This is a genomic window from Pseudomonas sp. 14P5.3.2 (assembly GCF_057799175.1).
In genome coordinates this window covers 29,810-50,205 of record NZ_JBYOKU010000038.1, presented here as the reverse complement: position 1 = coordinate 50,205, position 20,396 = coordinate 29,810, and the positions used below count along the sequence as shown (strand labels likewise).

Sequence of the window (20,396 nt, the reverse complement as noted above, 5' to 3'; positions counted from 1 at the left end):
AGTTACCAATCCCTGTAGAAAAAAATAATCACAAAATACTACGCCTCTCATCGGGTATCGGCGAGGGCGGGTCATGGATTGCAGACGTCTTGCCTGCGACTCAAGCATAGTCGCAACTCGGCGGGTCTGACGATCCTGAGTGTTTCACTGCAGCGTGACAGATCATTGTTGCGAAAGGACTTTTTCCACAGATACAAAAAAGGCCACTCTTTCGAGCAGCCTTTTTTGATGTTTGGTTGCGGGAGCCGGATTTGAACCGACGACCTTCGGGTTATGAGCCCGACGAGCTACCAGACTGCTCCATCCCGCGTCTGTGTGGCGGCATTCTACAGGCGAACGGCGAGGTGTCAACCGCTAATCCCGTAATGGGTCAAATAAGTGTGAATTTGCGTCAAACGGTCGCAGGGGCGCGGTAAGTTTCGGAAATGCAACGAATTCCTGTTCGCCCGGATGTGCGTGATGTGGAGGCCGGTCTGAAAAACAGACAGGCACAAAAAAGGCCACTCTTTCGAGTAGCCTTTTTTGATGTTTGGTTGCGGGAGCCGGATTTGAACCGACGACCTTCGGGTTATGAGCCCGACGAGCTACCAGACTGCTCCATCCCGCGTCTGTGTGTCGGCATTCTACAGAGGAACGCCGGTCTGTCAACCTTGAATCCAGATAAATCTGTTCTTGTTCAATCGGTTAGCGCTTTTTACAAGGCAGGCGAAGGGCACGCAGGGCAGGTGGGGCAAGGCTTTCAGCTCTATCGGCAGGAGATTTTCGATTGAGAAAATAAATTCATGGTCGTTTTCCTACAGCCTGAAAAGAACATTCAGACTACTGGTGCTATATACAGGTGTCAGTGAGATACTGCGGATCCGGCTCGCCATGTTTCCTTTTCTGTCATGACTCAACGAAAAATCATCCACGTCGACTGCGACTGTTTCTACGCCGCCATCGAGATGCGCGACGACCCGAACCTGGCAGGCAAGCCGCTGGCGGTGGGCGGGTCGGCGGATCGGCGCGGGGTGATTGCTACCTGTAACTATGAAGCACGGGCGTATGGCGTACGTTCGGCGATGTCATCCGGACATGCCTTGAAGCTGTGCCCCGACCTGACCATCGTCAAGCCGCGCATGGACGCCTATCGCGAAGCTTCCAAGGAAATTCATACGATCTTTCGCGATTACACCGACCTGATCGAACCGCTGTCGCTGGACGAGGCCTACCTCGACGTCTCCGACAGCGCGCATTTTGGCGGCAGCGCCACGCGAATTGCCCAGGACATTCGTCGCCGGGTCTCTAATCAGTTGCACATCACCGTGTCTGCGGGCGTGGCGCCGAACAAGTTTCTGGCGAAAATCGCCAGTGACTGGAAGAAGCCCAACGGGTTGTTCGTCATTACCCCGGATCAGGTCGAGGATTTTGTCAGTGGTCTGCCGGTGAGCAAGTTGCACGGCGTCGGCAAAGTTACCGCCGACAAGCTGGGCAAGCTCGGCATCGTCGACTGCCTGCAACTGCGTGAGTGGGACAAGTTGGCGCTGGTGCGCGAATTCGGAAGTTTCGGTGAGCGACTATGGAGTCTGGCCCGTGGGATCGATGACCGGTTGGTGCACAACGACAGTCGCCGTCAGTCAATCAGCGTGGAAAACACCTACGACGTTGATCTGCCCGATCTGCGCAGTTGCCTGGACAAATTGCCGGAGCTGCTGGAAACCCTGAAAACCCGCATGGAGCGGATCGACAGCAGCTATCGCCCGGGCAAGCCGTTCGTCAAAGTGAAGTTCCATGACTTTACTCAGACCACACTGGAGCAAGCCGGGGCAGGGCGCGATCTGGGCAGTTATCAGTTGATGCTGACGCAGGCGTTCAACCGGGGCGGGAAACCGGTGCGGTTGTTGGGGGTGGGGGTCAGGCTGGAGGATTTGCGGGGTGGGTTTGAGCAGATGGAGTTGTTTGAGCGCTAATTGCTGCGGTGTTGCTGATGCCGCTTTCGCGAGCAAGCCCGCTCCCACATTTGACTGCATTCCATCTGAAGGAACTCGATCAACTGTGGGAGCGGGCTTGCTCGCGAAGCTTTTCAGGCTTAATTCGGTCCTGGATCCGCCACCAGACGCCCGGCATCCTTGGTCAGCGACTTGAGAAACTCGGCCTGTAACTCAGGATCGTTGCGCGTCAGTTCGATCAGGCTTTGCTCCAGCTCGCTGGCTTCCTCTTCCAGACCCAGCTCCGACAGACGCTTGACCCGGTGGACCCACTGGCTCACTTCGTCGTCTTCCAGATCGTCGTAAATCAAACCATGGGCTTCGAGCAACTTGCTGCGCAAATGGCTGCTGATGGCCAGGGATGAATCGCTGTGCACGTCATCCTTGCCGTCTTCAACGCTGATCTGCAGCTTGCCGATATGATTCAGGTCATTTTCGGCGAACGGACTGTCCAGCAGGTTCAGGCGCAGCACACCGTTGCGGTCGGTGGTCATGTCGAATGTCTGCTTGCCAGCCTTGACCTGCACCGGACGCTCGCTCCACGGCAGGCTCGAATACTCCATGCGCTTGTCGCGCTGGACTTCATCGATACTGGCCAGGTTCTGTTGCGCGCGACCATGGGATTGCATGTTCATGGCCGGGTTGAGCCCGTCCAGACCGTAGCTCAACCAGTCCCTGGTCATGCTGTCCGGCAGGTTGCCGAGTGCGAAGACGTTGACCACGTTGGCGCCGACACCCCCCACCAGCGCAACCGCACCCAGCGGAATCTCGTAGATTTTCCGCCAGGGCTGGTAAGGCGTATAGCGATCGTAATGCCGCGTGACCTCGAACTCGGTGACCTCGAAGGTCTTCTGTTCGCTGATCTTCACGCGGCGTTGCGGCAGTTCGAGCACCTTGGGCTCACCGACGTCGATCTGCAGGCTGTGATCGAGCAATTTACGCTCGACCCGCTCTTCGTGCTCGCTGCGCTGTGACATGTGATTGGCGCAGCCGCTGACCAGCAGGGCGCCGCATAAGGCGGCGCCACCGAGGCCCAGGGTGTTTCGCTTGAACATGAGGTCTCTATCTGGATTCAGCGGCGGATACGGGCCTGAAGGAAGGACAGCACATCGGCAACCGGCAGCGCTTGCGCTTCGGCCTCGGTGCGGCTCTTGTATTCCAGGTTGCCTTCGGCGAGACCGCGGTCGCTGACCACGATCCGGTGTGGAATGCCGATCAGCTCCATGTCCGCGAACTTGATGCCCGGGCTGGTTTTCTTGTCGCGATCGTCCAGCAGCACTTCGAAACCGGCCGCAGTCAGTTCTGCGTACAGCTTGTCAGTGGCTTCGCGCACCTGCTCGGTTTCATAACGCAGCGGTACCAGGGCGATCTGGAACGGCGCCAGGGTGTCGCTCCAGATGATGCCTTTGTCGTCGTTGTTCTGCTCGATGGCAGCAGCCACCACGCGGGATACGCCGATACCGTAGCAACCCATTTCCAGGGTGACCGGCTTGCCGTTCTCGCCCAGCACTTCGCACTTCATCGCCTTGCTGTACTTGTTGCCCAGCTGGAAGATGTGCCCGACTTCGATGCCGCGCTTGATTTCCAGGGTGCCTTTGCCATCCGGGCTTGGGTCGCCGGCGACGACGTTACGCAGGTCGGCGACGGTCGGAACCGGCAGATCGCGCTCCCAGTTCACGCCGAAGTAGTGCTTGTCGTCGATGTTCGCGCCGATACCGAAGTCGCTCATCAGTTCGACCGAGCGGTCGATGATGATCGGCAGTGGCAGGTTCAGCGGGCCGAGCGAACCGGCGCCGGCGCCAATGGCGTCACGCAGTTCGGCATCGGAAGCCATCACCAGCGGGCTGGCAACGCCCGGCTGCTGGGCGGCCTTGATTTCGTTGAGCTCGTGGTCGCCACGGATGACCAGGGCAATCAGCTTGCCTGGCTCTTCGGCGTGGACGATCAGGGTCTTGATGGTCTTTTCAATCGGCAGATTGAATTTTTCCACCAGGGCGGCAATGGTCTTGGTATCTGGGGTGTCGACCAGGCGCAGCTCTTCGGTCGGTGCTGGACGCGAGGTTTCGCGTGGCACGGCTTCGGCTTTTTCGATGTTCGCGGCGTAGTCGGAACCGTTGCTGAAGACGATATCGTCTTCGCCGGACTCGGCCAGCACGTGGAATTCATGGGAGCCAGCGCCACCGATCGAGCCGTTGTCGGCTTCAACCGGACGGAATTTCAGGCCCAGACGGGTGAACACGTTGCAGTACGCCTGATGCATGCGGTCGTAGGTGACCTGCAGCGAAGCCTGATCGGCGTGGAACGAGTAGGCGTCCTTCATGATGAATTCGCGGCCGCGCATCAAACCGAAGCGTGGGCGGATTTCGTCACGGAATTTGGTCTGGATCTGGTACAGGTTGATCGGCAGCTGCTTGTAGCTGCTCAACTCGTTACGCATCAGATCGGTGATCACTTCTTCGTGGGTCGGGCCCGCGCAGAAGTCACGACCGTGGCGGTCTTTGATGCGCAGCAGCTCAGGGCCGTATTCTTCCCAGCGCCCCGATTCCTGCCACAACTCGGCCGGTTGGGTGCTCGGCATCAACACTTCAAGAGAACCGGCAGCGTTCATTTCTTCGCGAACGATGGCTTCAACCTTGCGCATTACCCGCAAGCCCATCGGCAGCCAGGTGTACAGGCCCGAAGCGAGTTTGCGGATCATGCCGGCGCGCAGCATCAGCTGATGGCTGACGACGACCGCATCGGAAGGCGTTTCTTTCTGTGTGGCGAGCAAAAATTGACTGGTGCGCATGGTTGGCCGTTGTCGGTTGCTATGACTGGAAATGACGGAGCAGTGTACCGGCGAGATTTGCCGACGTACAGGATTGCGCTCGGCGGTGAGGCTCAACAGCGGGAATCCTCCCGCCGTATCTGAATTGTCCTACGACTCTTCGACCACGCTGGTTGGCACAGGCTCGGGCGTTGGTGTCGGACCTTCGCGGCGGTTTTCCTGAAACCAGTGCAGGGCGATCAGCACCAGGGTCGGCACGCCGAGCAGCGCCGTGATCATGAAGAAGTTGTGGTAGCCGAACTTCTCGACCATTACCCCGGAATAACCGCCGATCAGGCGCGGCAGCAGGAGCATGATCGAGCTGAGCAGGGCGTACTGGGTGGCCGAGAACTTCAGGTTGGTCAGACTCGACAGGTAGGCGACGAAGGCTGAGGTCGCCATCCCCGAGCTGAAGTTGTCGAGGGAGATGGTCACCACCAGCATCTGCAGGTTCGGGCCCATGTCAGCCAGCATCACGAACAGCAGGTTGGTTGCCGCCGAAGCTGCGCCGCCAATGAACAGGATCGGCAGGATGCCGAAGCGCACGATCAGCAGACCGCCCATCCCGGCGCCGAGGAGGGTCATGATCAGGCCGAAGATCTTGCTGACGCTGGCGATCTGATCCTTGGTGAAGCCCTGGTCGATATAGAACACGTTGGCCATCACGCCCATCACCGTGTCGGACATCCGGTAAGTGGCGATCAGCCCGAGCAACAGCAACGCCTGCCAGCGGTAGCGCAGGATGAAGTCGTTGACCGGGGTCAGCACCGGCGCCAGGCCGCGACGGCCCATGGTCGACAGGCACAGGCCGGTGAGCAGGGTGTAGAGGATGGCGCGCAGGAAGGCGCGGTCTTCGAGCAACAGGTCGAGCGGGCTCATATTGCCGAACAGCACGCCGGCGAAATCGGTGTTGTAGAGCTGGGTGAACATCGCCGGAACCGACACCAGCACCACGATCAGCACGAATACCGAGGCCAGTTGATGCCCGAAACTGTAGCGGCCGGCCTGCAACTGCGTGCGCAGTGGCACTGGCGGTTCGCGCATCAGCAGCGAGGTCAGCAGTGCAGGGATCATCAATACCCCGAACAGGGCGTAGGTGCCGGTCCAGGCCGAGTGTTGATAGTTGAAACCGGTGGAGCCGAAGCCTTCGGCAAAGAACAGCGCGCCCGCTGTGGCGAGCAGGGCGGCGACGCGATAGCCGGACATGTAACTGGCAGCCAGCGCGGCCTGGCGGCTGTCGTCGGCGATTTCCAGGCGATAGGCGTCGACCGCGATGTCTTGGGTGGCGGAGGCGAAGGCGACGATGACGGCAATGGCGATCAGCCAGGACAGGTGTTTCTGCGGATCACAGAAGCCCATGCCGATCAGGCCCAGAATCACCAGCGTCTGCGAGAGCACCAGCCACGAACGGCGGCGGCCAAGCTTGCCCAATAAAGGCAGGCGCCATTGGTCGAGCAGCGGTGACCACACCCATTTGAAGGCGTAGGCCAGGCCGATCAGGCTGGCGTAGCCGATGGTTTCACGGGCAACACCGGCTTCACGCAGCCAGACGGAAAGCGTCGAAAATACCAGCATGTACGGCAGGCCGGCAGCAAAACCGAGCAACAACAGCACGAGCGTCGAAGGACTGGCATAGGCGGCGAGCGCGGCGCGCCAGGTTTTACGGGGCATGGGCTGAAGTCTGCCTCAAGATTGCGAAAACAAAGCGCGCACTCTAACCGCTGTGCTCTATCGGACGCCAGCCATGGCGCTGAATATCCACACGATTGTTCAGGACGGTGACGCCTTCAGAACGCAATCGTGCCCGCTGTTCGTCCCCCGAGGGGCTGCCCGGCGGCAGGCTGATCCGACCGCCGGCGCCCAGTACCCGGTGCCACGGCAGCCTGGTATCGGCCGGTAGCTGGCTCAGGGTCCGGCCGACCCAGCGGGCGGCGCGCCCCAACCCCGCGAGTTCAGCCAACTGACCATAGCTGACCACTTTGCCCTCAGGTACTTGAGCAAGTGTCGAATACAGCGCCGTGCGTCGGATTTGCGCCGGACTTTCGTCGGGATGGGGTGGCTCTTTCACCTGCGCCGTTCCTGAACAAGAGGTGGTGGATGGGGTCAAGGGTAATCCGTCGGCGCGCAGATGAGAAATGAACTCAATGGAAATCGCCCGGTCAGTCCTTGTCAGGGTCTTATTCCTACGGATAATGCCGACCTTTTCTCGCAAACTTGAGCCCTCGATCCGCTTATGCTGTCCAGAACCTTGCTGTGCCTTGCTGTCTTCAGTGCCTCCACGCCGCTGCTTGCCGATACCGTCTGGTTAAAGAACGGTGACAAGTTGAGCGGTAAGATTTCCTTGTTCGACGGCGGCAAATTGCTGATCCAGACCCAGTATGCGGGGGCGGTCAGCATCGACTGGAAAGAGGTCAAGACCCTGCAAAGCGATCAGGAGCTGCTGGTCAAGCAGGACGCCTACAGCGGTGAAAAAGCCAAGTCGCTGACCGCCGCCGATGACGGCAAGGTCACCTTGGCCAACGGTGAGGCGCCGAAAACCGTGGAGCTGGCGAGTATCCAACAGATTCTCAAGCCGAAACCGGTGGTCGAGGATCTGGTGTGGAAGGGTAATGTTGGCTTGGCTCTGGATTATCAGCGTGCGGAAAAGGATACCGACGACTACGACATTGACTTCAAGACCACCGCGCGTCATGGCCGCTGGCGGCACACTGCCGAGGGCGAATACAACCGCGAAGTGCAGGACGAGCAGGTCACCACCAATAACTGGCGCGCCGAATACGCACTTGACCGCTTCCTCACCGACAAGTGGTTCTGGCAGGGTCGCCTGAACTACAAGCGTGACTATATTGAGGAGCTGTCGCGTCAGCGCGTCGTTGGTACGGGTCCGGGCTACCAGTTCTGGGACGACGAACTGGGCGCGTTCTCGCTCGGTTCGTTGCTCAACCGCACCGATTACGAATATAGCGATGGCGGCAAGGACAACTTCTATTCGGTCGCCATGAAGTGGGATTACAACCGCTACCTGATCGGCAAGAAAGTCGAGTTCTTCACCAATGGCGAACTGGGCAAGCCACTCTCTGACGTAGCCAACTACGCGCTGGATGCCGAGATGGGGCTGCGCTACAAGGTCACCGACTGGGCGTCGCTCAACCTCAAGGCTGAACGCGACATCATCAGTGGTACCAAGGACGCGGATTTGAACAAGACCCGCTACACCGCAGGGTTTGGCGTGGCCTGGTAAAGCACAAGCAAAAGATCGCAGCCTGCGGCAGCGCCTACAAGGGGATGGTGTTCATCCTGTAGAAGCTGCCGCAGGCTGCGATCTTTTTTGTGCGTGGAAAAACACACGCCCACAAAAAAGCCCCGCTTTGAGGGCGGGGCTCTTTTCTAAAGAAGCTACAAGTTAGATAACTTGTACTTCTTCAGCTTGCATGCCTTTCTGACCGCGGGTAGCGATGAAAGAAACCTGTTGGCCTTCTTTCAGGCTTTTGAAGCCGTCGGATTGGATAGCTTTGAAGTGAACGAACAGGTCGTCACCGGATTGTGGAGTGATGAAGCCGAAGCCTTTTTCATCGTTGAACCACTTAACGGTACCGGTTTGGCGATTAGACATGGTGTAACTCCTTGAACAAAGATAACTGCGACTCAGGAAGAACCCTGGCCGAGACTGAGTGCAAAGAGCAGGAAAAATTCTTGTAGATGGTTGGATCGAAATTCAACATATCGTGTAGAGATTCTCAGTGACACAAGCAACACAGTGGCGCCACCTTAACCCTTTTTCCGGAACGTGCCAATGTTTCTTGCGAAGGTTTCTCTGTTTTAGGGATCGGCGGTGTGACAGTTCGTCGCCAGAACCCGTATTTCCAGCGTGTTCGGCGAGAATTTCAGTGTGGACTTTGAACACGGCGGCGCGCCCGGTAAGATGCCGGACAGATTTTTTCCACCTCGCTATTCAGGACACCCGCCATGAGCATCAAATCGGACAAGTGGATTCGCCGCATGGCGCAGGAACACGGCATGATCGAGCCTTTCGTCGAGCGCCAGGTGCGCGGCAGCGACGACAGCCGTGTGATTTCCTACGGTGTGTCGAGCTACGGCTACGATGTGCGCTGCACCAACCATTTCAAGGTGTTCACCAACATCAATTCGGCGATCGTCGATCCGAAGAACTTCGACGCCGGCAGCTTCGTCGACATTCACAGCGACGTCTGCATCATTCCGCCGAACTCCTTCGCCCTGGCCAGCACCGTCGAATACTTCCGCATTCCGCGCAACGTATTGACCATCTGCCTGGGTAAAAGCACCTACGCGCGCTGCGGCATCATCGTCAACGTCACTCCGCTCGAGCCTGAGTGGGAAGGTCACGTGACGCTGGAATTCTCCAACACCACCAACCTGCCGGCGAAAATCTACGCCAACGAAGGCGTGGCGCAGATGCTGTTCCTCGAATCCGACGAGCAGTGCGAAGTTTCGTACAAGGATCGCGGCGGTAAATATCAGGGCCAGCGTGGCGTGACTCTGCCGCGTACCTGATCCATCCGGCAGTTCGCGGGAATTCTTTGGCGGGCAGACACTCTATGGGGTGTACTGCCCGTTTTTGCTTCTGGCAAAGCGGGCCTTCGCCGAGGAGGGTTCCATGAAGATCGATCCGCATATCACCGCCGAACTGGCAAGGCTTGAGCCCAATCAGGTTGGCGTATTGGCCTGGTCTCTGCTGGCACACCCGCTGAACATGGCCGGCGGGATTCCCGGCCAGCCTGATCCCGACACCCCCAACGAACAACCGACCGAACCGGGCGAGCCAACGCTGCCGGACGAGCCGCCACCCGCGCCAGTGGCCTGAGCCACTGCCCCATGAATGGCCAGTCAGCTGAGGTTTGCCCAAGACCTCAGCTGACTGGCCATATTTCGTCATCACCGACGACAAAAATCCTGCACGCGTCATCCTTCTCCACCGCAAAGCCGCCGGTAAACGCGCCAAACGCCGGCAGCAGACTCAAACGTTCGCCCAGCCGGAAACACGCCAGCCGTAAACGCTGTCGCCCCTTGCCATTGAGCCGATAGACCGGATGCACGTGCCCGGCCAGCACATGGCGTTCGGGATGCGGGTCGGGTTCGTGCTGCAAGGCAAACGGCCCGAGCAGCAGCGGCTCCGGCACTACCCTGATGTTCAACGATTGGGGCGGATCGCCGGCGCGTTTGTCGTGATTGCCACGAATCAGCGTCATCGGCAGATCCACGTGACGTGCGCGCCATTCGGCCAAGGCATTCAGGGTGCCCGCTGCATGCGAGCCGGGGCCGTGCAGAAAGTCACCGAGGAAAATCAGCTGCCGGCAGGGCAGTCTCGCCAGCAAGCGGTCGAGCACGTCGATGTTGGCCGCCGTGGTGCCCTGCGGCACTGGCTGGCCGAGGCTGCGGTAGGCCGCAGCCTTGCCGAAATGCACATCGGCGATCAGCAGCGCTTGCTGCGCCGGCCAGTACAGGGCCTTTTCCGGCAGCAACCAGAGTTCTTCACCGGCCAGGCGCACGGGATAAGCTGCGCTCATGAGGTTTTACCCTTGTCCGCGGATTTTTCCAGATCGCCGACCATGCGCCGGATACGGTCGGCGAGTTTTTCCGAACTCATGCTTTCGCGCATGCGCTCGACCAGTAATGGAAAGCCCAGCGGTGTAGGACGTTTAATCAGGTGCATGTCCAGTTTCATCCGGTTGATCCGCTCCAGTGTCTGTTCCAGACGACGAATATCCAGTTCTTCGCGTAGGACTTCTTCCCCGGCCTGAGCCAGCAGCAGGTTGTCGGCGTCGTATTGCTTGAACACTTCGAAGAACAATCCGCTGGAGGCCTGCACCTGACGGGTGCTTTTCGGCGCGCCGGGATAACCGGCGAACACCAGCCCGGCGATCCGCGCGATTTCACGGAAACGCCGCAACGCCAGCTCCCCGGCATTGAGGCTGGCCAGCACGTCGCGCAACAGATGATCGGGGCTGAGCAGCGCCGCATCGAGTTGCCCGGACCAATCGACCGGCGTGGCGCTGAGCAACTCCAGCCCGTAATCATTCACTGCAATCGAAAACGTCAGCGGCTGGCGCTGACTCACGCGCCACGCCAACAGGCTGGCGAGCCCCAGATGCACCTGACGCCCGGCAAACGGGTAGAGGAAAAGGTGCCAGCCCTCGCGGGATTTCAGCACTTCGGCCAACAGGCTGTCGGAGGTAGGCAGGCCCGACCAGCGCGCCTGGGTTTGCAGCAACGGTTGCAGCGCCTGCATTTCCGGACCGGCAAACTCCCCGCGCGCTGCCGCCGTGAAGCGGCTGACCACGGCGGCGGCCAGTTCGTTGGAAAGCGGCATCCGCCCGCCATTCCAGCGCGGCACGGCGGCTTTTTTCGCGGTGCTGCGTTTGACGTACGCGGTCATGTTTTCCACGCGTACCAATTCCAGCAAACGCCCGGCGAACAGAAAGCCGTCACCCGGTTTCAGGCGCGCGATAAAGCCTTCCTCGACACTGCCCAACTGCTTGCCGCCACCGCCCTTGCTCCAGAATTTCAGATGGATGCTCGCGTCGCTGACGATGGTGCCGATGCTCATGCGATGACGGCGCGCCAACCGCGCATCGGGTACACGCCAGACGCCGTGTTCGTCCGGCTCGACCCGGCGGTAATCCGGATAGGCTGTCAGAGAAAGCCCGCCGTGCCGTACGAAAGCCAGCGCCCAGGCCCAATCCGCCAGCGTCAGGTCACGATAAGCCCAGGCGCCACGGACTTCTTCGTACAGCTCTTGGGGAATGAAGCCACCGCCCAGCGCCATGCTGACCAGATGCTGCACCAGCACATCCAGCGGTTTATGCGGCGACAGACGCGGTTCGATGTGTCGTTGCTCCACCGCGTCGCCTGCGGCAGCGGCTTCGATCAGTTCCAGGCTGTGGGTCGGCACCAGCGTCACTCGCGAGGTGCGCCCCGGCGCGTGACCGGAGCGCCCGGCGCGTTGCATCAGTCGCGCCACGCCTTTGGCCGAACCGATTTGCAGCACCCGTTCCACCGGTAAAAAGTCCACGCCCAGATCCAAGCTCGAGGTGCAGACCACGGCTTTCAGCTTGCCGTCCTTCAACGCTTGCTCGACCCAGTCGCGGGTCTCGCGGGACAGTGAGCTGTGGTGCAGCGCGATCAACCCGGCCCAGTCCGGACGCGCTTCGAGCAACGCCTGATACCAGATCTCCGACTGCGCGCGGGTGTTGGTGAATACCAGGCTGCTGGCGCAGGCGTCGAGTTCGGCAACAACCTGCGGCAGCATCTTCAGGCCGATGTGCCCGGCCCAGGGAAAGCGCTCGATGGCGGGTGGGATCAAGGTGTCGACCGTGAGTGATTTTTCGCTCTGGCCATGCACGCTGATGCCACAGCCCTGTGGGATCAGCACCTGTTCGGCGTGGGCTTGATTACCGAGGGTGGCGGACACGCCCCAGACGATCAGCTCGGGTTGCCAATGGCGCAGGCGGGCGAGGGCCAGTTGCAGCTGTACGCCGCGTTTGTTGCCGAGCAGCTCGTGCCATTCATCGACGACGATCATCCGCAGGCTCGACAAGGCAGTCTTGGCGTCCGCACGGGCGAGCAGCAGGGTCAGGCTTTCCGGGGTGGTGATCAGCGTGGTCGGCAGGCGCCGGCCCTGACGCGCGCGTTCGGCGCTGCTGGTGTCGCCGGTGCGCAGGCCGATGCTCCACGGGATCTGCAAATCGCTGACCGGCGCTTGCAACGCGCGGGCGGTGTCGGCCGCGAGGGCGCGCATCGGCGTGATCCACAGCACGGTCAGCGGTTCGCTCTGGGGTTTGCGTTTGCTGGTTGTGGCTGCGGGCGCGGCCAAACGGGCGAAGCGGTTGAGCGCAGCGAACCACACCGCATATGTTTTACCGGCGCCGGTACTGGCGTGGAGCAGGCCTGACTGACCTTTTTTAACGGCGGCCCAGACGTTTTTCTGAAAGGCGAACGGCTTCCAGCCGCGTGCGCTGAACCAGAGTTTTGCGAAGTCGGTGGAGGTGGACATACCGGCGGCTTGCGCTCTGAAGGTGTTCCTTCAGTGACCGCGCCGTTGAGGGACAAGTTTAATTTTGTGCGAGCACACACCCCTGTGGGAGCGGGCTTGCTCGCGAAAGCGGTGTGCCAGTTAGAACAGTTTTGACTGACACATCGCTTTCGCGAGCAAGCCCGCTCCCACAGGGGAACTGTGGATGGGGTTACTTGAGGTTACCGCTGAGGAACTGCTTCAGCCGTTCACTCTTCGGATTGCCCAGCACATCTTCCGGTGCGCCTTCTTCTTCCACCAGCCCTTGATGCAGAAACAGCACCTGACTCGATACCTTGCGTGCAAAACTCATTTCGTGGGTGACCATGATCATCGTCCGGCCTTCTTCAGCCAGACCCTGAATCACCCGTAACACCTCACCCACCAGCTCCGGGTCGAGCGCCGAGGTCGGTTCGTCGAACAGCATCACTTCCGGTTCCATCGCCAGCGCCCGGGCTATCGCCACCCGCTGTTGCTGGCCGCCGGAGAGAAACGCCGGGTACTGATCGGCCACCCGTGCCGGCAGGCCGACCTTGTCCAGGTAACGGCGAGCGCGGTCTTCGGCTTCCTGCTTGCTGCAACCCAGCACCCGGCGCGGGGCCATGGTGATGTTTTCCAGCACGGTCATGTGGCTCCACAGGTTGAAGTGCTGGAACACCATCGCCAGGCGCGTGCGCAGGCGTTGCAACTCGTTCGGGTCGGCGACGTGCATGCCGTGGCGGTCGGTGACCATGCGGATCGCCTGGCCATCGAGGCTCATGGCGCCATCGTTGGGTTGTTCGAGGAAGTTGATGCAGCGCAAAAAGGTGCTTTTGCCCGAGCCGCTGGCGCCGATCAGGCTGATCACGTCGCCGGTTTTGGCCTTGAGCGAAACGCCTTTGAGTACCTGATGGTCGCCATAGCTTTTGTGCAGACCTTCAACAGTCAATTTGTACATGGGACAGACATCCTCAAGGCGAAAGTAGGTAGCCGCTGCGATAGGCTTCGGCGCCCGCCACGTGGGCGATGACCATTCCGGCAGTGGCCATGCGCCGCAGCGAGCGGGCGTACATCACGCCGGCAGCGGTACAGCAAATAGAGGTCACCCGATCAGTGATCGGGTCGATGATTTCGGCAATCTGTTGCCCGGCGTCGAGGTATTGCCCGGCCTCTGCGGTGTACACCAGCAGGCCGCCAACGGGCGTCACCACCGGTTCGACACCCGCCAGTGGCGTGGCGGCGAAGGGCAGCGGCGGCAACGCTGCCGGTTCGCCGACAATCGCGCCGAATTGCACCAGATAGTCGAGCAATGCCTGGCAGTCGCGGCTGGCCATCGGGTGATTGACGTCACCCTGGCCGCGCAATTCGACGGTCACCGAAAAGCTGCCCAGCGGAATCGCGAAGTGCTCGCCAAAGCGTTCCTGCAGTTGCCACCACAGCAGGGTGAAGCATTCGTCGAACGACTGGCCGCCGGAATCGGTGGCCAGCAGACTGGCCTGGGCTTCGATGTAACGCGCCAGCGGCTCGACCTGCGGCCACGCCTCGGGCGTGGTGTAGAGGTGAACCACCGATTCGAAATCGCAGTGCAGGTCCAGCACCATGTCGGCATCGCACGCCAGCCGTTGCAGGGTCAGGCGCTGGGATTGCAGTTGCGTGGCGGCGGTCTGGCGGGCGAGGGCGTTGCGCAGGCTGGTGCGGATCAACTCAAGGTTGCGCTGCGGGTCGTCGCCCAGCTTGCCCTCGATGTCGTTGCCGATTTCTTCGCTGAGGTCGACGAACCAGCGATTGAAATTCTGCCCGCTCTCCAGTTCGTAGCGGCCCAGCGGCACGTCCATCAGCACTTGTTCAAGGCCGACCGGATTGGCTACCGGCACCAGCACGATCTGGCTGCGCAGGCGCCCGGCGGCTTCCAGCTCCGCCAAGCGCTGCTTGAGATGCCAGGCGACGAGCATGCCGGGCATTTCATCGGCATGCAGCGAGGACTGGATGTAGATCTTGCCTTGGGCCTGCTCCGGGCCGAAGTGGAAGCTGTGGATCTGTCGTGCGGTCCCCGGCACCGGGGCCAACAGGTCATGGATCTGGTGTCGCATTACAGGTTTTCCTAGTGGGTCGGCCCGAGGAACGCCAGCCATCGGCGTTCGGCGAGGCGGAACAGGCCGACCAGCGCAAAGGTAATGGTCAGGTAGATCAGCGCGGCGATGCCGAACGACTGGAAGGTCAGGTAGGTCGCCGAGTTGGCGTCCCGCGCAACTTTCAGGATGTCGGGGATGGTCGCGGTGAAGGCCACGGTGGTCGAGTGCAGCATCAGGATCACTTCGTTGCTGTAATACGGCAACGAGCGACGCAGCGCCGACGGCATGATCACGTAGGCGTACAGCTTCCAGCCGGTCAGACCGTAGGCCTTGGCCGCTTCGACTTCGCCATGGTTCATGCTGCGGATCGCCCCGGCGAAAATCTCCGTGGTGTAGGCGCAGGTGTTCAGGGCGAACGCGAGGATCGTGCAGTTCATCGCATCGCGAAAGAAACTGTCGAGCAACGGCTGCGCGCGCACGGCGGCCAGGCTGTAGATCCCGGTGTAGCAGATCAGCAACTGGATGTAGAGCGGCGTGCCCCGGAACAGGTAGGTGTAGAACTGCACCGGCCAGCGCACATAGAAGTGCGAGGACACCCGGGCAATCGACAGCGGGATCGACACCAGAAAGCCAATGAAGATCGAGGCGCTGAGTAGCCACATCGTCATCGCCAGACCGGTGATGTTGTTGCCGTCGGTATAAAGGAAGGGTTTCCAGTATTCCTGCAGGAGTTCGATCATCGTACGGCCTCCCGGGCACCGGCGGCGTAGCGACGCTCGAGCCAGCGCAGGATGACGTTCGAAGCACTGGTGATCAGCAGATAGATCAAGGCGGCGAGTACCAGGAAGTAGAACAGTTGATAGGTGCTTTTACCGGCGTCCTGCGCGGCTTTGACCAGATCCGCCAGACCGATGATCGACACCAGCGCGGTGGCCTTGAGCATCACCATCCAGTTGTTGCCGATGCCTGGCAGGGCGAAGCGCATCATTTGCGGGAACACCACGAAGCGAAAGCGCTGGCCACGCTTGAGGCCGTAGGCGGTGGCCGCTTCGACCTGACCGCGTGGTACGGCGAGGATCGCCCCACGGAAGGTTTCGGTGAAATACGCGCCATAGATGAAGCCCAGGGTGATCACCCCGGCGGTGAAGGAGTCGATTTCGATGTAGTCCCACTCCATGACGTCGGTCAGGGCGGTCAGCCAGGTTTGCAGGCTGTAGAAGATCAACAGCATCAGCACCAGATCCGGCACCCCGCGAATCAGCGTGGTGTAGAGCTGGGCAGGCAGGCGCAGCAGTTTCGATTTCGACAGTTTGGCACTGGCGCCCAGGAGGCCGAGCAACACGGCCACCAGCAGCGACAACGCCGACAATTTGATGGTCATCCAGGTGCCTTCCAACAGCAACGGGCCGAAACCCTTGAGGCTGAAGGCGGAGAGCCCCAGATTTTGTAAGAGGTTTTCGAACATAAATCAGCAACCTGAGCGGATGGAAAAGGCGCCCATCGAACGATGGGCGCCAGGGCATTATTTACCGCTGTACAGATTCAGATCGCCAAAGTGTTTCTTTTGAATCTCGGCGTATTTGCCGTCATCGTGTAACGCTTTGATACCTTTATCTAAAAGCGCCTTCAGCTCTTTGTTACCTTTCTTAATACCGACAGCGGTTTTGGCTGGCAGCAATTCGCTGTCGACCGGCTTGCTGACTTCATAGTTGGCGCCATCCGGCGACTTCAAAAAGCCCAGTTCGGCTTGCAGCATGTCCTGGATCGAGGCGTCGAGACGGCCGTTTTTCAGGTCGGCGTAAACCTGATCCTGGTTGGCGTAAGCCTGGATTTTCACCCCGGCCTTCTCCAGCACAGCCTTGGCGTAGGCTTCCTGGATGGTGCCTTGCTCGTAACCGACCGACTTACCCTTGAGGGAAGCGACGTCATCGCTCAGGCCGGAACCCTTCTTGAACACGTAGGAAGTCGGGCCGGAGAACAGCTCGCTGGAGAAATCGATCGCCTTTTCACGGGCCGGGGTCACGGTCATCGACGAGATCACACCGTCGAATTTGTTGGCGTTGAGGCCCGGAATCATGCCGTCGAAGTCGCTTTCAACCCATTTGCACTTGACCTTCAGCTCGGCGCAGATCGCGTTGCCCAGGTCGATGTCGAAGCCCACCAGGCTGCCGTCGGCCGCTTTCGACTCGAACGGTGCGTAGGAAGGATCAACGCCAAAACGCAGCTCTTTGTATTCCTTGGCCAGCGCGGAGCCGGCAGCCATGCACAACGCCAGTGCAGAAAGGGTCAGCAATGCTTTTTTCATTATTCAATCCCTAAGAACCAATATGAGCGCTTGTGGCGCAGAATTATTGTTACTGCAACGCGTACGACCTATAGAAAGTAGCAATTTCCGAACCAGAGTCCCGAACAAGTGTTTTAAAAGGTTGGGGGAGGGAGGAGGGAGAAGGATTGGTGCACAAGAATGGGCGGCTGTTGAAGGCTGCACCAACTTGGGTCGTTAAGGGGTGGAATGAGCCGTTGTGGCGAGGGAGCTTGCTCCCGCTGGAGGGCGAAGCACTCCCCTGGATTTTTCAGACAGGCCGTCTTTTTGCGACTGCTGCGCAGTCGAGCGGGAGCAAGCTCCCTCGCCACAGGGCGTTCATCCAGTTAAATGTGATCGGTGTCCCCGGAAACCGGGTCAGGCCAGCAAATCCTGCAGCGTCGCCAGGCTGTCGGCCTCATCCACCGTCTTGTCCTGCCGCCAGCGCAGCATTCGCGGAAAGCGCACGGCGATCCCGCTCTTGTGCCGTCGCGACAGGGCGATGCCTTCGAAACCCAGTTCGAACACCAGACTCGGCTTGACGCTGCTGACCGGGCCGAATTTTTCCACGGTGGTCTTGCGCACGATGCTGTCGACCTGGCGCATTTCCTCGTCGGTCAGCCCCGAATAGGCCTTGGCGAACGGCACCAGCGCCCGTTGGCTGGATTCTGGCGGGCCGTCCCACACGGCGAAGGTGTAATCGCTGTACAGACTGGCGCGCCGGCCATGTCCGCGCTGGGCGTAGATCAACACCGCATCGACGCTGAACGGGTCAACCTTCCACTTCCACCACACGCCCATGTCCTTGGTCCGGCCCACGCCATACAGGGCGTCGCGGGCCTTGAGCATCATGCCCTCGACCCCCAGTCGGCGTGAGGCTTCACGCTGACGGGCGAGGTCGAACCAGTCGCTGCCGGTCAGAATCGGCGAGGGCAGTAACACCGGGTTGTTACCGTGGGCGATGACTTGTTCCAGTTGCGCCCGCCGTTCGGCCTGCGGACGGTTGCGCCAGTCCTCGCCCCGCCATTCCAGCAAGTCGTAGGCGAGCACCACCACCGGCACTTCTTCGAGGATTTTTTTGTCGAGGGTTTTGCGCCCGATGCGTTGCTGCAGCAGGGCGAACGGTTGCACCGCCGGCGGTGCGCTCGATTGCGGATCGAAGGCGTCTTCGGTGCTCGGATGAGTGCTTTTCCAGACCACGATTTCCCCGTCGATCACCGTGCCGTCGGGTAACGCGTGAACCAGTGTGTCGAACTCGGGGAAACGCTCGGTCACCAGTTCTTCACCCCGCGACCAGACCCACAGCCGACCCTCGCGCTTGACCACCTGCGCGCGGATGCCATCCCACTTCCATTCCACCTGCCAGTGGCTCGCCGGCCCGAGCAGCCCTTCAAATTCCTCGACCGGTTGCGACAAGGCATGCGCGAGGAAGAACGGGTAGGGCTGGCCGCCACGCTGGGCGTGTTCGTCGGCGGACTCCGGCGCGATCAGTTTCAGGTAGCTGGCCGCGTTCGGCCGGTTCGACAGGTCGGTGTAACCCACCAGCCGCTGCGCCACGCGTTTGCTGTCGAGGCCGGCCATTGACGCCAGAGCGCGAGTGACCAGCAATTTCGATACGCCGACGCGGAAGCTGCCGGTGATCAGCTTGATGCACAGCATCAGGCTCGGCCGATCCAGTTGCGCCCACAGGGCGGGCAGTTGGCGGGCGAGGTATTCCGGGGTTTCACCGCGCAGAGGCAGCAGCTTGTCTTCGATCCATTCGGCGAGGCCCGCCGCGGAGCTGTGCGAATTTTCCGGCAGCACCAGGGAAATGGTTTCCGCCAGATCGCCGACGGACTGATAACTTTCCTCGAACAGCCACGGTTGCAGCCCAGATACCTCCACCGCCAGTTCGCGCAGGATGCGCACCGGCACCAATTGCCGTGGGCGCCCGCCGGACAAAAAGTACACCGCCCACGCCGCGTCCTGCGGTGCAGCCTGGGCGAAGTAACTTTGCATCGCCGCCAGTTTGGCGTTGCTGGACGTGGTGGCGTCGAGTTCGGCGTACAACTCGGCGAAGGCTTTCATGCTTGCACCTCGGCGATGGCAGGTTCGGCGTCGATGTTTTCCTCTTCGTCGTCGCCGTACTCGGTGTTGAAACCCTGCGCGTCCAGGCCTTGTTCACGCAGATGGCGCACCAGCACGCCGATCGAACCGTGGGTCACCATCACGCGCTCGGCGCCGGTCTGCTCGATGGCCCAGAGCAGGCCCGGCCAGTCGGCGTGGTCCGACAGCACAAAGCCGCGATCCACCCCACGACGCCGCCGAGTACCGCGCAGACGCATCCAGCCGCTGGCGAAGGCATCACTGAAATCACCGAAACGGCGCATCCAGGTGCTGCCACCGGCCGAGGGCGGGGCGATGACCAGCGCCTGACGCATGATCGGGTCGGACTTTTTGATGTCGCCAGCGTAGATCGTCGGCGGCAGATACACGCCGGCCTCGCGGTAGACCCGGTTCAGCGGCTCGACCGCGCCGTGGCTGAGGATCGGGCCGAGGCTGGCGTCGATCCCGTGCAGAATCCGCTGGGCTTTGCCGAACGAATAACAGAGCAGCACGCTGGCCTTGCCCGCCGCGATGTTCGCCTGCCACCACTGATTGATCTCGCTGAACACCTGCGCCTGCGGCTGCCAGCGGTAGATCGGCAGGCCGAACGTCGATTCGGTGATGAAGGTGTGGCAGCGCACCGGTTCGAACGGCGCACAGGTGCCATCGGGTTCGATCTTGTAATCCCCCGACGCGACCCAGACTTCGCCGCCGTATTCCAGGCGCACCTGGGCTGAACCGAGCACATGCCCGGCGGGATGGAAACTCAAGGTCACCCCGTGGTGGGTCAGCCGCTGGCCGTAGGCGAGGGTTTGCAGGTTGATGTCCTGACCCAGACGCGCACGCAAAATCCCTTCGCTGGCGCTGCTGGCAAGGTAGTGCTGATTGCCGTTACGGGCGTGATCGCCGTGGGCATGGGTGATCACCGAGCGCTCGACCGGGCGCCACGGGTCAATGTAGAAGTCCCCGGCCGGGCAATACAAACCTTCGGGGCGGGCGATAACAAGGTCCATGTCGTTACCAGAATGGAGGGCTTGTTAGCTAAGAGGTTGGCGGGAGTCCGGAAGTTCTATCGATTATTTCCCAGGCGATGCAAAACCAATGTAGGAGCGGGCTTGCTCGCGAATGCAGTGTG

Annotated in this window: 18 protein-coding genes and 2 tRNA genes; 4 read left to right on the top strand and 16 right to left on the bottom strand. The window is 60.7% G+C overall.

Going from position 1 to position 20,396, the window contains the following annotated elements; all coding sequences use genetic code 11:
- Nucleotides 1-233: 233 nt before the first annotated feature.
- Nucleotides 234-310, bottom strand: a tRNA-Met gene (locus AC27VU_RS24295).
- Nucleotides 311-530: 220 nt separating this feature from the next.
- Nucleotides 531-607 (bottom strand) — tRNA-Met (locus tag AC27VU_RS24290).
- A 280-nt stretch (nt 608-887) separates the two neighbouring features.
- On the opposite strand from AC27VU_RS24290, the gene dinB reads away from it, so the two are divergent.
- Complete coding sequence (gene dinB / locus AC27VU_RS24285) at nt 888-1,949, top strand: DNA polymerase IV (RefSeq protein WP_003222295.1); 1,062 nt, start codon at nt 888-890, stop codon at nt 1,947-1,949.
- A gap of 119 nt (nt 1,950-2,068) precedes the next feature.
- Here dinB and AC27VU_RS24280 read toward each other — a convergent pair whose 3' ends face one another.
- From AC27VU_RS24280 to AC27VU_RS24265, 4 genes are all read right to left on the bottom strand, one after another.
- A complete protein-coding gene (locus AC27VU_RS24280; protein WP_003222297.1) occupies nt 2,069-3,022 on the bottom strand; it encodes a hypothetical protein in 954 nt (317 codons plus the stop codon).
- Nucleotides 3,023-3,039: 17 nt separating this feature from the next.
- Nucleotides 3,040-4,755, bottom strand: coding sequence for a proline--tRNA ligase (locus tag AC27VU_RS24275; RefSeq protein WP_003222299.1), 1,716 nt, complete (start codon nt 4,753-4,755; stop codon nt 3,040-3,042).
- 129 nt (nt 4,756-4,884) lie between these two features.
- Entirely contained in the window at nt 4,885-6,444 is a 1,560-nt protein-coding gene (locus tag AC27VU_RS24270; RefSeq protein ID WP_488725066.1) for an AmpG family muropeptide MFS transporter, read from the bottom strand.
- 43 nt (nt 6,445-6,487) lie between these two features.
- Nucleotides 6,488-6,841: an MGMT family protein gene (locus AC27VU_RS24265; RefSeq protein ID WP_003222304.1), complete on the bottom strand. Its 354-nt coding sequence runs from the start codon at nt 6,839-6,841 to the stop codon at nt 6,488-6,490.
- Nucleotides 6,842-7,006: 165 nt separating this feature from the next.
- On the opposite strand from AC27VU_RS24265, the gene AC27VU_RS24260 reads away from it, so the two are divergent.
- On the top strand, nt 7,007-8,014 hold the full coding sequence (locus AC27VU_RS24260; protein WP_003222306.1) for a DUF481 domain-containing protein: 1,008 nt from the start codon (nt 7,007-7,009) through the stop codon (nt 8,012-8,014).
- 162 nt (nt 8,015-8,176) lie between these two features.
- Here the strand turns inward: AC27VU_RS24260 and AC27VU_RS24255 are convergent, their stop codons facing one another.
- Complete coding sequence (locus AC27VU_RS24255; protein WP_002554837.1) at nt 8,177-8,386, bottom strand: cold-shock protein; 210 nt, start codon at nt 8,384-8,386, stop codon at nt 8,177-8,179.
- Between the two features lie 353 nt (nt 8,387-8,739).
- On the opposite strand from AC27VU_RS24255, the gene dcd reads away from it, so the two are divergent.
- Both dcd and AC27VU_RS24245 read left to right on the top strand, forming a co-directional pair.
- A complete protein-coding gene (gene dcd / locus AC27VU_RS24250; RefSeq protein WP_003222308.1) occupies nt 8,740-9,306 on the top strand; it encodes a dCTP deaminase in 567 nt (188 codons plus the stop codon).
- Between the two features lie 103 nt (nt 9,307-9,409).
- Nucleotides 9,410-9,616, top strand: a complete 207-nt coding sequence (locus AC27VU_RS24245) for a hypothetical protein (RefSeq protein WP_003222309.1) — start codon at nt 9,410-9,412, stop codon at nt 9,614-9,616.
- Between the two features lie 46 nt (nt 9,617-9,662).
- Here AC27VU_RS24245 and pdeM read toward each other — a convergent pair whose 3' ends face one another.
- From pdeM to AC27VU_RS24200, 9 genes are all read right to left on the bottom strand, one after another.
- Entirely contained in the window at nt 9,663-10,319 is a 657-nt protein-coding gene (pdeM, locus tag AC27VU_RS24240) for a ligase-associated DNA damage response endonuclease PdeM (protein ID WP_262142764.1), read from the bottom strand.
- Complete coding sequence (locus AC27VU_RS24235) at nt 10,316-12,805, bottom strand: ligase-associated DNA damage response DEXH box helicase (RefSeq protein ID WP_488725065.1); 2,490 nt, start codon at nt 12,803-12,805, stop codon at nt 10,316-10,318. The genes pdeM and AC27VU_RS24235 overlap by 4 nt, the downstream gene beginning before the upstream one ends.
- A gap of 190 nt (nt 12,806-12,995) precedes the next feature.
- Complete coding sequence (locus tag AC27VU_RS24230; RefSeq protein WP_003222314.1) at nt 12,996-13,760, bottom strand: ABC transporter ATP-binding protein; 765 nt, start codon at nt 13,758-13,760, stop codon at nt 12,996-12,998.
- Between the two features lie 13 nt (nt 13,761-13,773).
- The gene (locus tag AC27VU_RS24225; protein ID WP_488725064.1) at nt 13,774-14,892 is read right to left on the bottom strand and encodes a succinylglutamate desuccinylase/aspartoacylase family protein; all 1,119 of its coding nucleotides are present in this window, start codon (nt 14,890-14,892) and stop codon (nt 13,774-13,776) included.
- Nucleotides 14,893-14,903: 11 nt separating this feature from the next.
- Nucleotides 14,904-15,614, bottom strand: coding sequence for an ABC transporter permease (locus AC27VU_RS24220; RefSeq protein ID WP_003222318.1), 711 nt, complete (start codon nt 15,612-15,614; stop codon nt 14,904-14,906).
- Nucleotides 15,611-16,339: an ABC transporter permease gene (locus AC27VU_RS24215; protein WP_003222319.1), complete on the bottom strand. Its 729-nt coding sequence runs from the start codon at nt 16,337-16,339 to the stop codon at nt 15,611-15,613. The genes AC27VU_RS24220 and AC27VU_RS24215 overlap by 4 nt, the downstream gene beginning before the upstream one ends.
- 57 nt (nt 16,340-16,396) lie before the next feature.
- The gene (locus AC27VU_RS24210; protein WP_003222321.1) at nt 16,397-17,179 is read right to left on the bottom strand and encodes a transporter substrate-binding domain-containing protein; all 783 of its coding nucleotides are present in this window, start codon (nt 17,177-17,179) and stop codon (nt 16,397-16,399) included.
- Between the two features lie 375 nt (nt 17,180-17,554).
- Nucleotides 17,555-19,243 carry an ATP-dependent DNA ligase gene (locus AC27VU_RS24205; protein WP_201135635.1) on the bottom strand — a complete coding sequence of 563 codons (1,689 nt, stop codon included), beginning with the start codon at nt 19,241-19,243 and terminating at the stop codon, nt 17,555-17,557.
- Nucleotides 19,240-20,274 carry a ligase-associated DNA damage response exonuclease gene (locus AC27VU_RS24200; protein WP_003222325.1) on the bottom strand — a complete coding sequence of 345 codons (1,035 nt, stop codon included), beginning with the start codon at nt 20,272-20,274 and terminating at the stop codon, nt 19,240-19,242. The genes AC27VU_RS24205 and AC27VU_RS24200 overlap by 4 nt, the downstream gene beginning before the upstream one ends.
- Nucleotides 20,275-20,396 lie beyond the last annotated feature (122 nt).

Excerpts from the sequence above, each read along its gene's own strand:
- dinB (WP_003222295.1), top strand. The coding sequence starts at position 888 with ATGACTCAACGAAAAATCATCCACGTCGACTGCGACTGTTTCTACGCC.
- AC27VU_RS24280 (WP_003222297.1), bottom strand. The coding sequence starts at position 3,022 with ATGTTCAAGCGAAACACCCTGGGCCTCGGTGGCGCCGCCTTATGCGGC.
- AC27VU_RS24275 (WP_003222299.1), bottom strand. The coding sequence starts at position 4,755 with ATGCGCACCAGTCAATTTTTGCTCGCCACACAGAAAGAAACGCCTTCC.
- AC27VU_RS24270 (WP_488725066.1), bottom strand. The coding sequence starts at position 6,444 with ATGCCCCGTAAAACCTGGCGCGCCGCGCTCGCCGCCTATGCCAGTCCT.
- AC27VU_RS24260 (WP_003222306.1), top strand. The coding sequence starts at position 7,007 with ATGCTGTCCAGAACCTTGCTGTGCCTTGCTGTCTTCAGTGCCTCCACG.
- AC27VU_RS24255 (WP_002554837.1), bottom strand. The coding sequence starts at position 8,386 with ATGTCTAATCGCCAAACCGGTACCGTTAAGTGGTTCAACGATGAAAAA.
- dcd (WP_003222308.1), top strand. The coding sequence starts at position 8,740 with ATGAGCATCAAATCGGACAAGTGGATTCGCCGCATGGCGCAGGAACAC.
- AC27VU_RS24245 (WP_003222309.1), top strand. The coding sequence starts at position 9,410 with ATGAAGATCGATCCGCATATCACCGCCGAACTGGCAAGGCTTGAGCCC.
- pdeM (WP_262142764.1), bottom strand. The coding sequence starts at position 10,319 with ATGAGCGCAGCTTATCCCGTGCGCCTGGCCGGTGAAGAACTCTGGTTG.
- AC27VU_RS24235 (WP_488725065.1), bottom strand. The coding sequence starts at position 12,805 with ATGTCCACCTCCACCGACTTCGCAAAACTCTGGTTCAGCGCACGCGGC.
- AC27VU_RS24230 (WP_003222314.1), bottom strand. The coding sequence starts at position 13,760 with ATGTACAAATTGACTGTTGAAGGTCTGCACAAAAGCTATGGCGACCAT.
- AC27VU_RS24225 (WP_488725064.1), bottom strand. The coding sequence starts at position 14,892 with ATGCGACACCAGATCCATGACCTGTTGGCCCCGGTGCCGGGGACCGCA.
- AC27VU_RS24220 (WP_003222318.1), bottom strand. The coding sequence starts at position 15,614 with ATGATCGAACTCCTGCAGGAATACTGGAAACCCTTCCTTTATACCGAC.
- AC27VU_RS24215 (WP_003222319.1), bottom strand. The coding sequence starts at position 16,339 with ATGTTCGAAAACCTCTTACAAAATCTGGGGCTCTCCGCCTTCAGCCTC.
- AC27VU_RS24210 (WP_003222321.1), bottom strand. The coding sequence starts at position 17,179 with ATGAAAAAAGCATTGCTGACCCTTTCTGCACTGGCGTTGTGCATGGCT.
- AC27VU_RS24205 (WP_201135635.1), bottom strand. The coding sequence starts at position 19,243 with ATGAAAGCCTTCGCCGAGTTGTACGCCGAACTCGACGCCACCACGTCC.
- AC27VU_RS24200 (WP_003222325.1), bottom strand. The coding sequence starts at position 20,274 with ATGGACCTTGTTATCGCCCGCCCCGAAGGTTTGTATTGCCCGGCCGGG.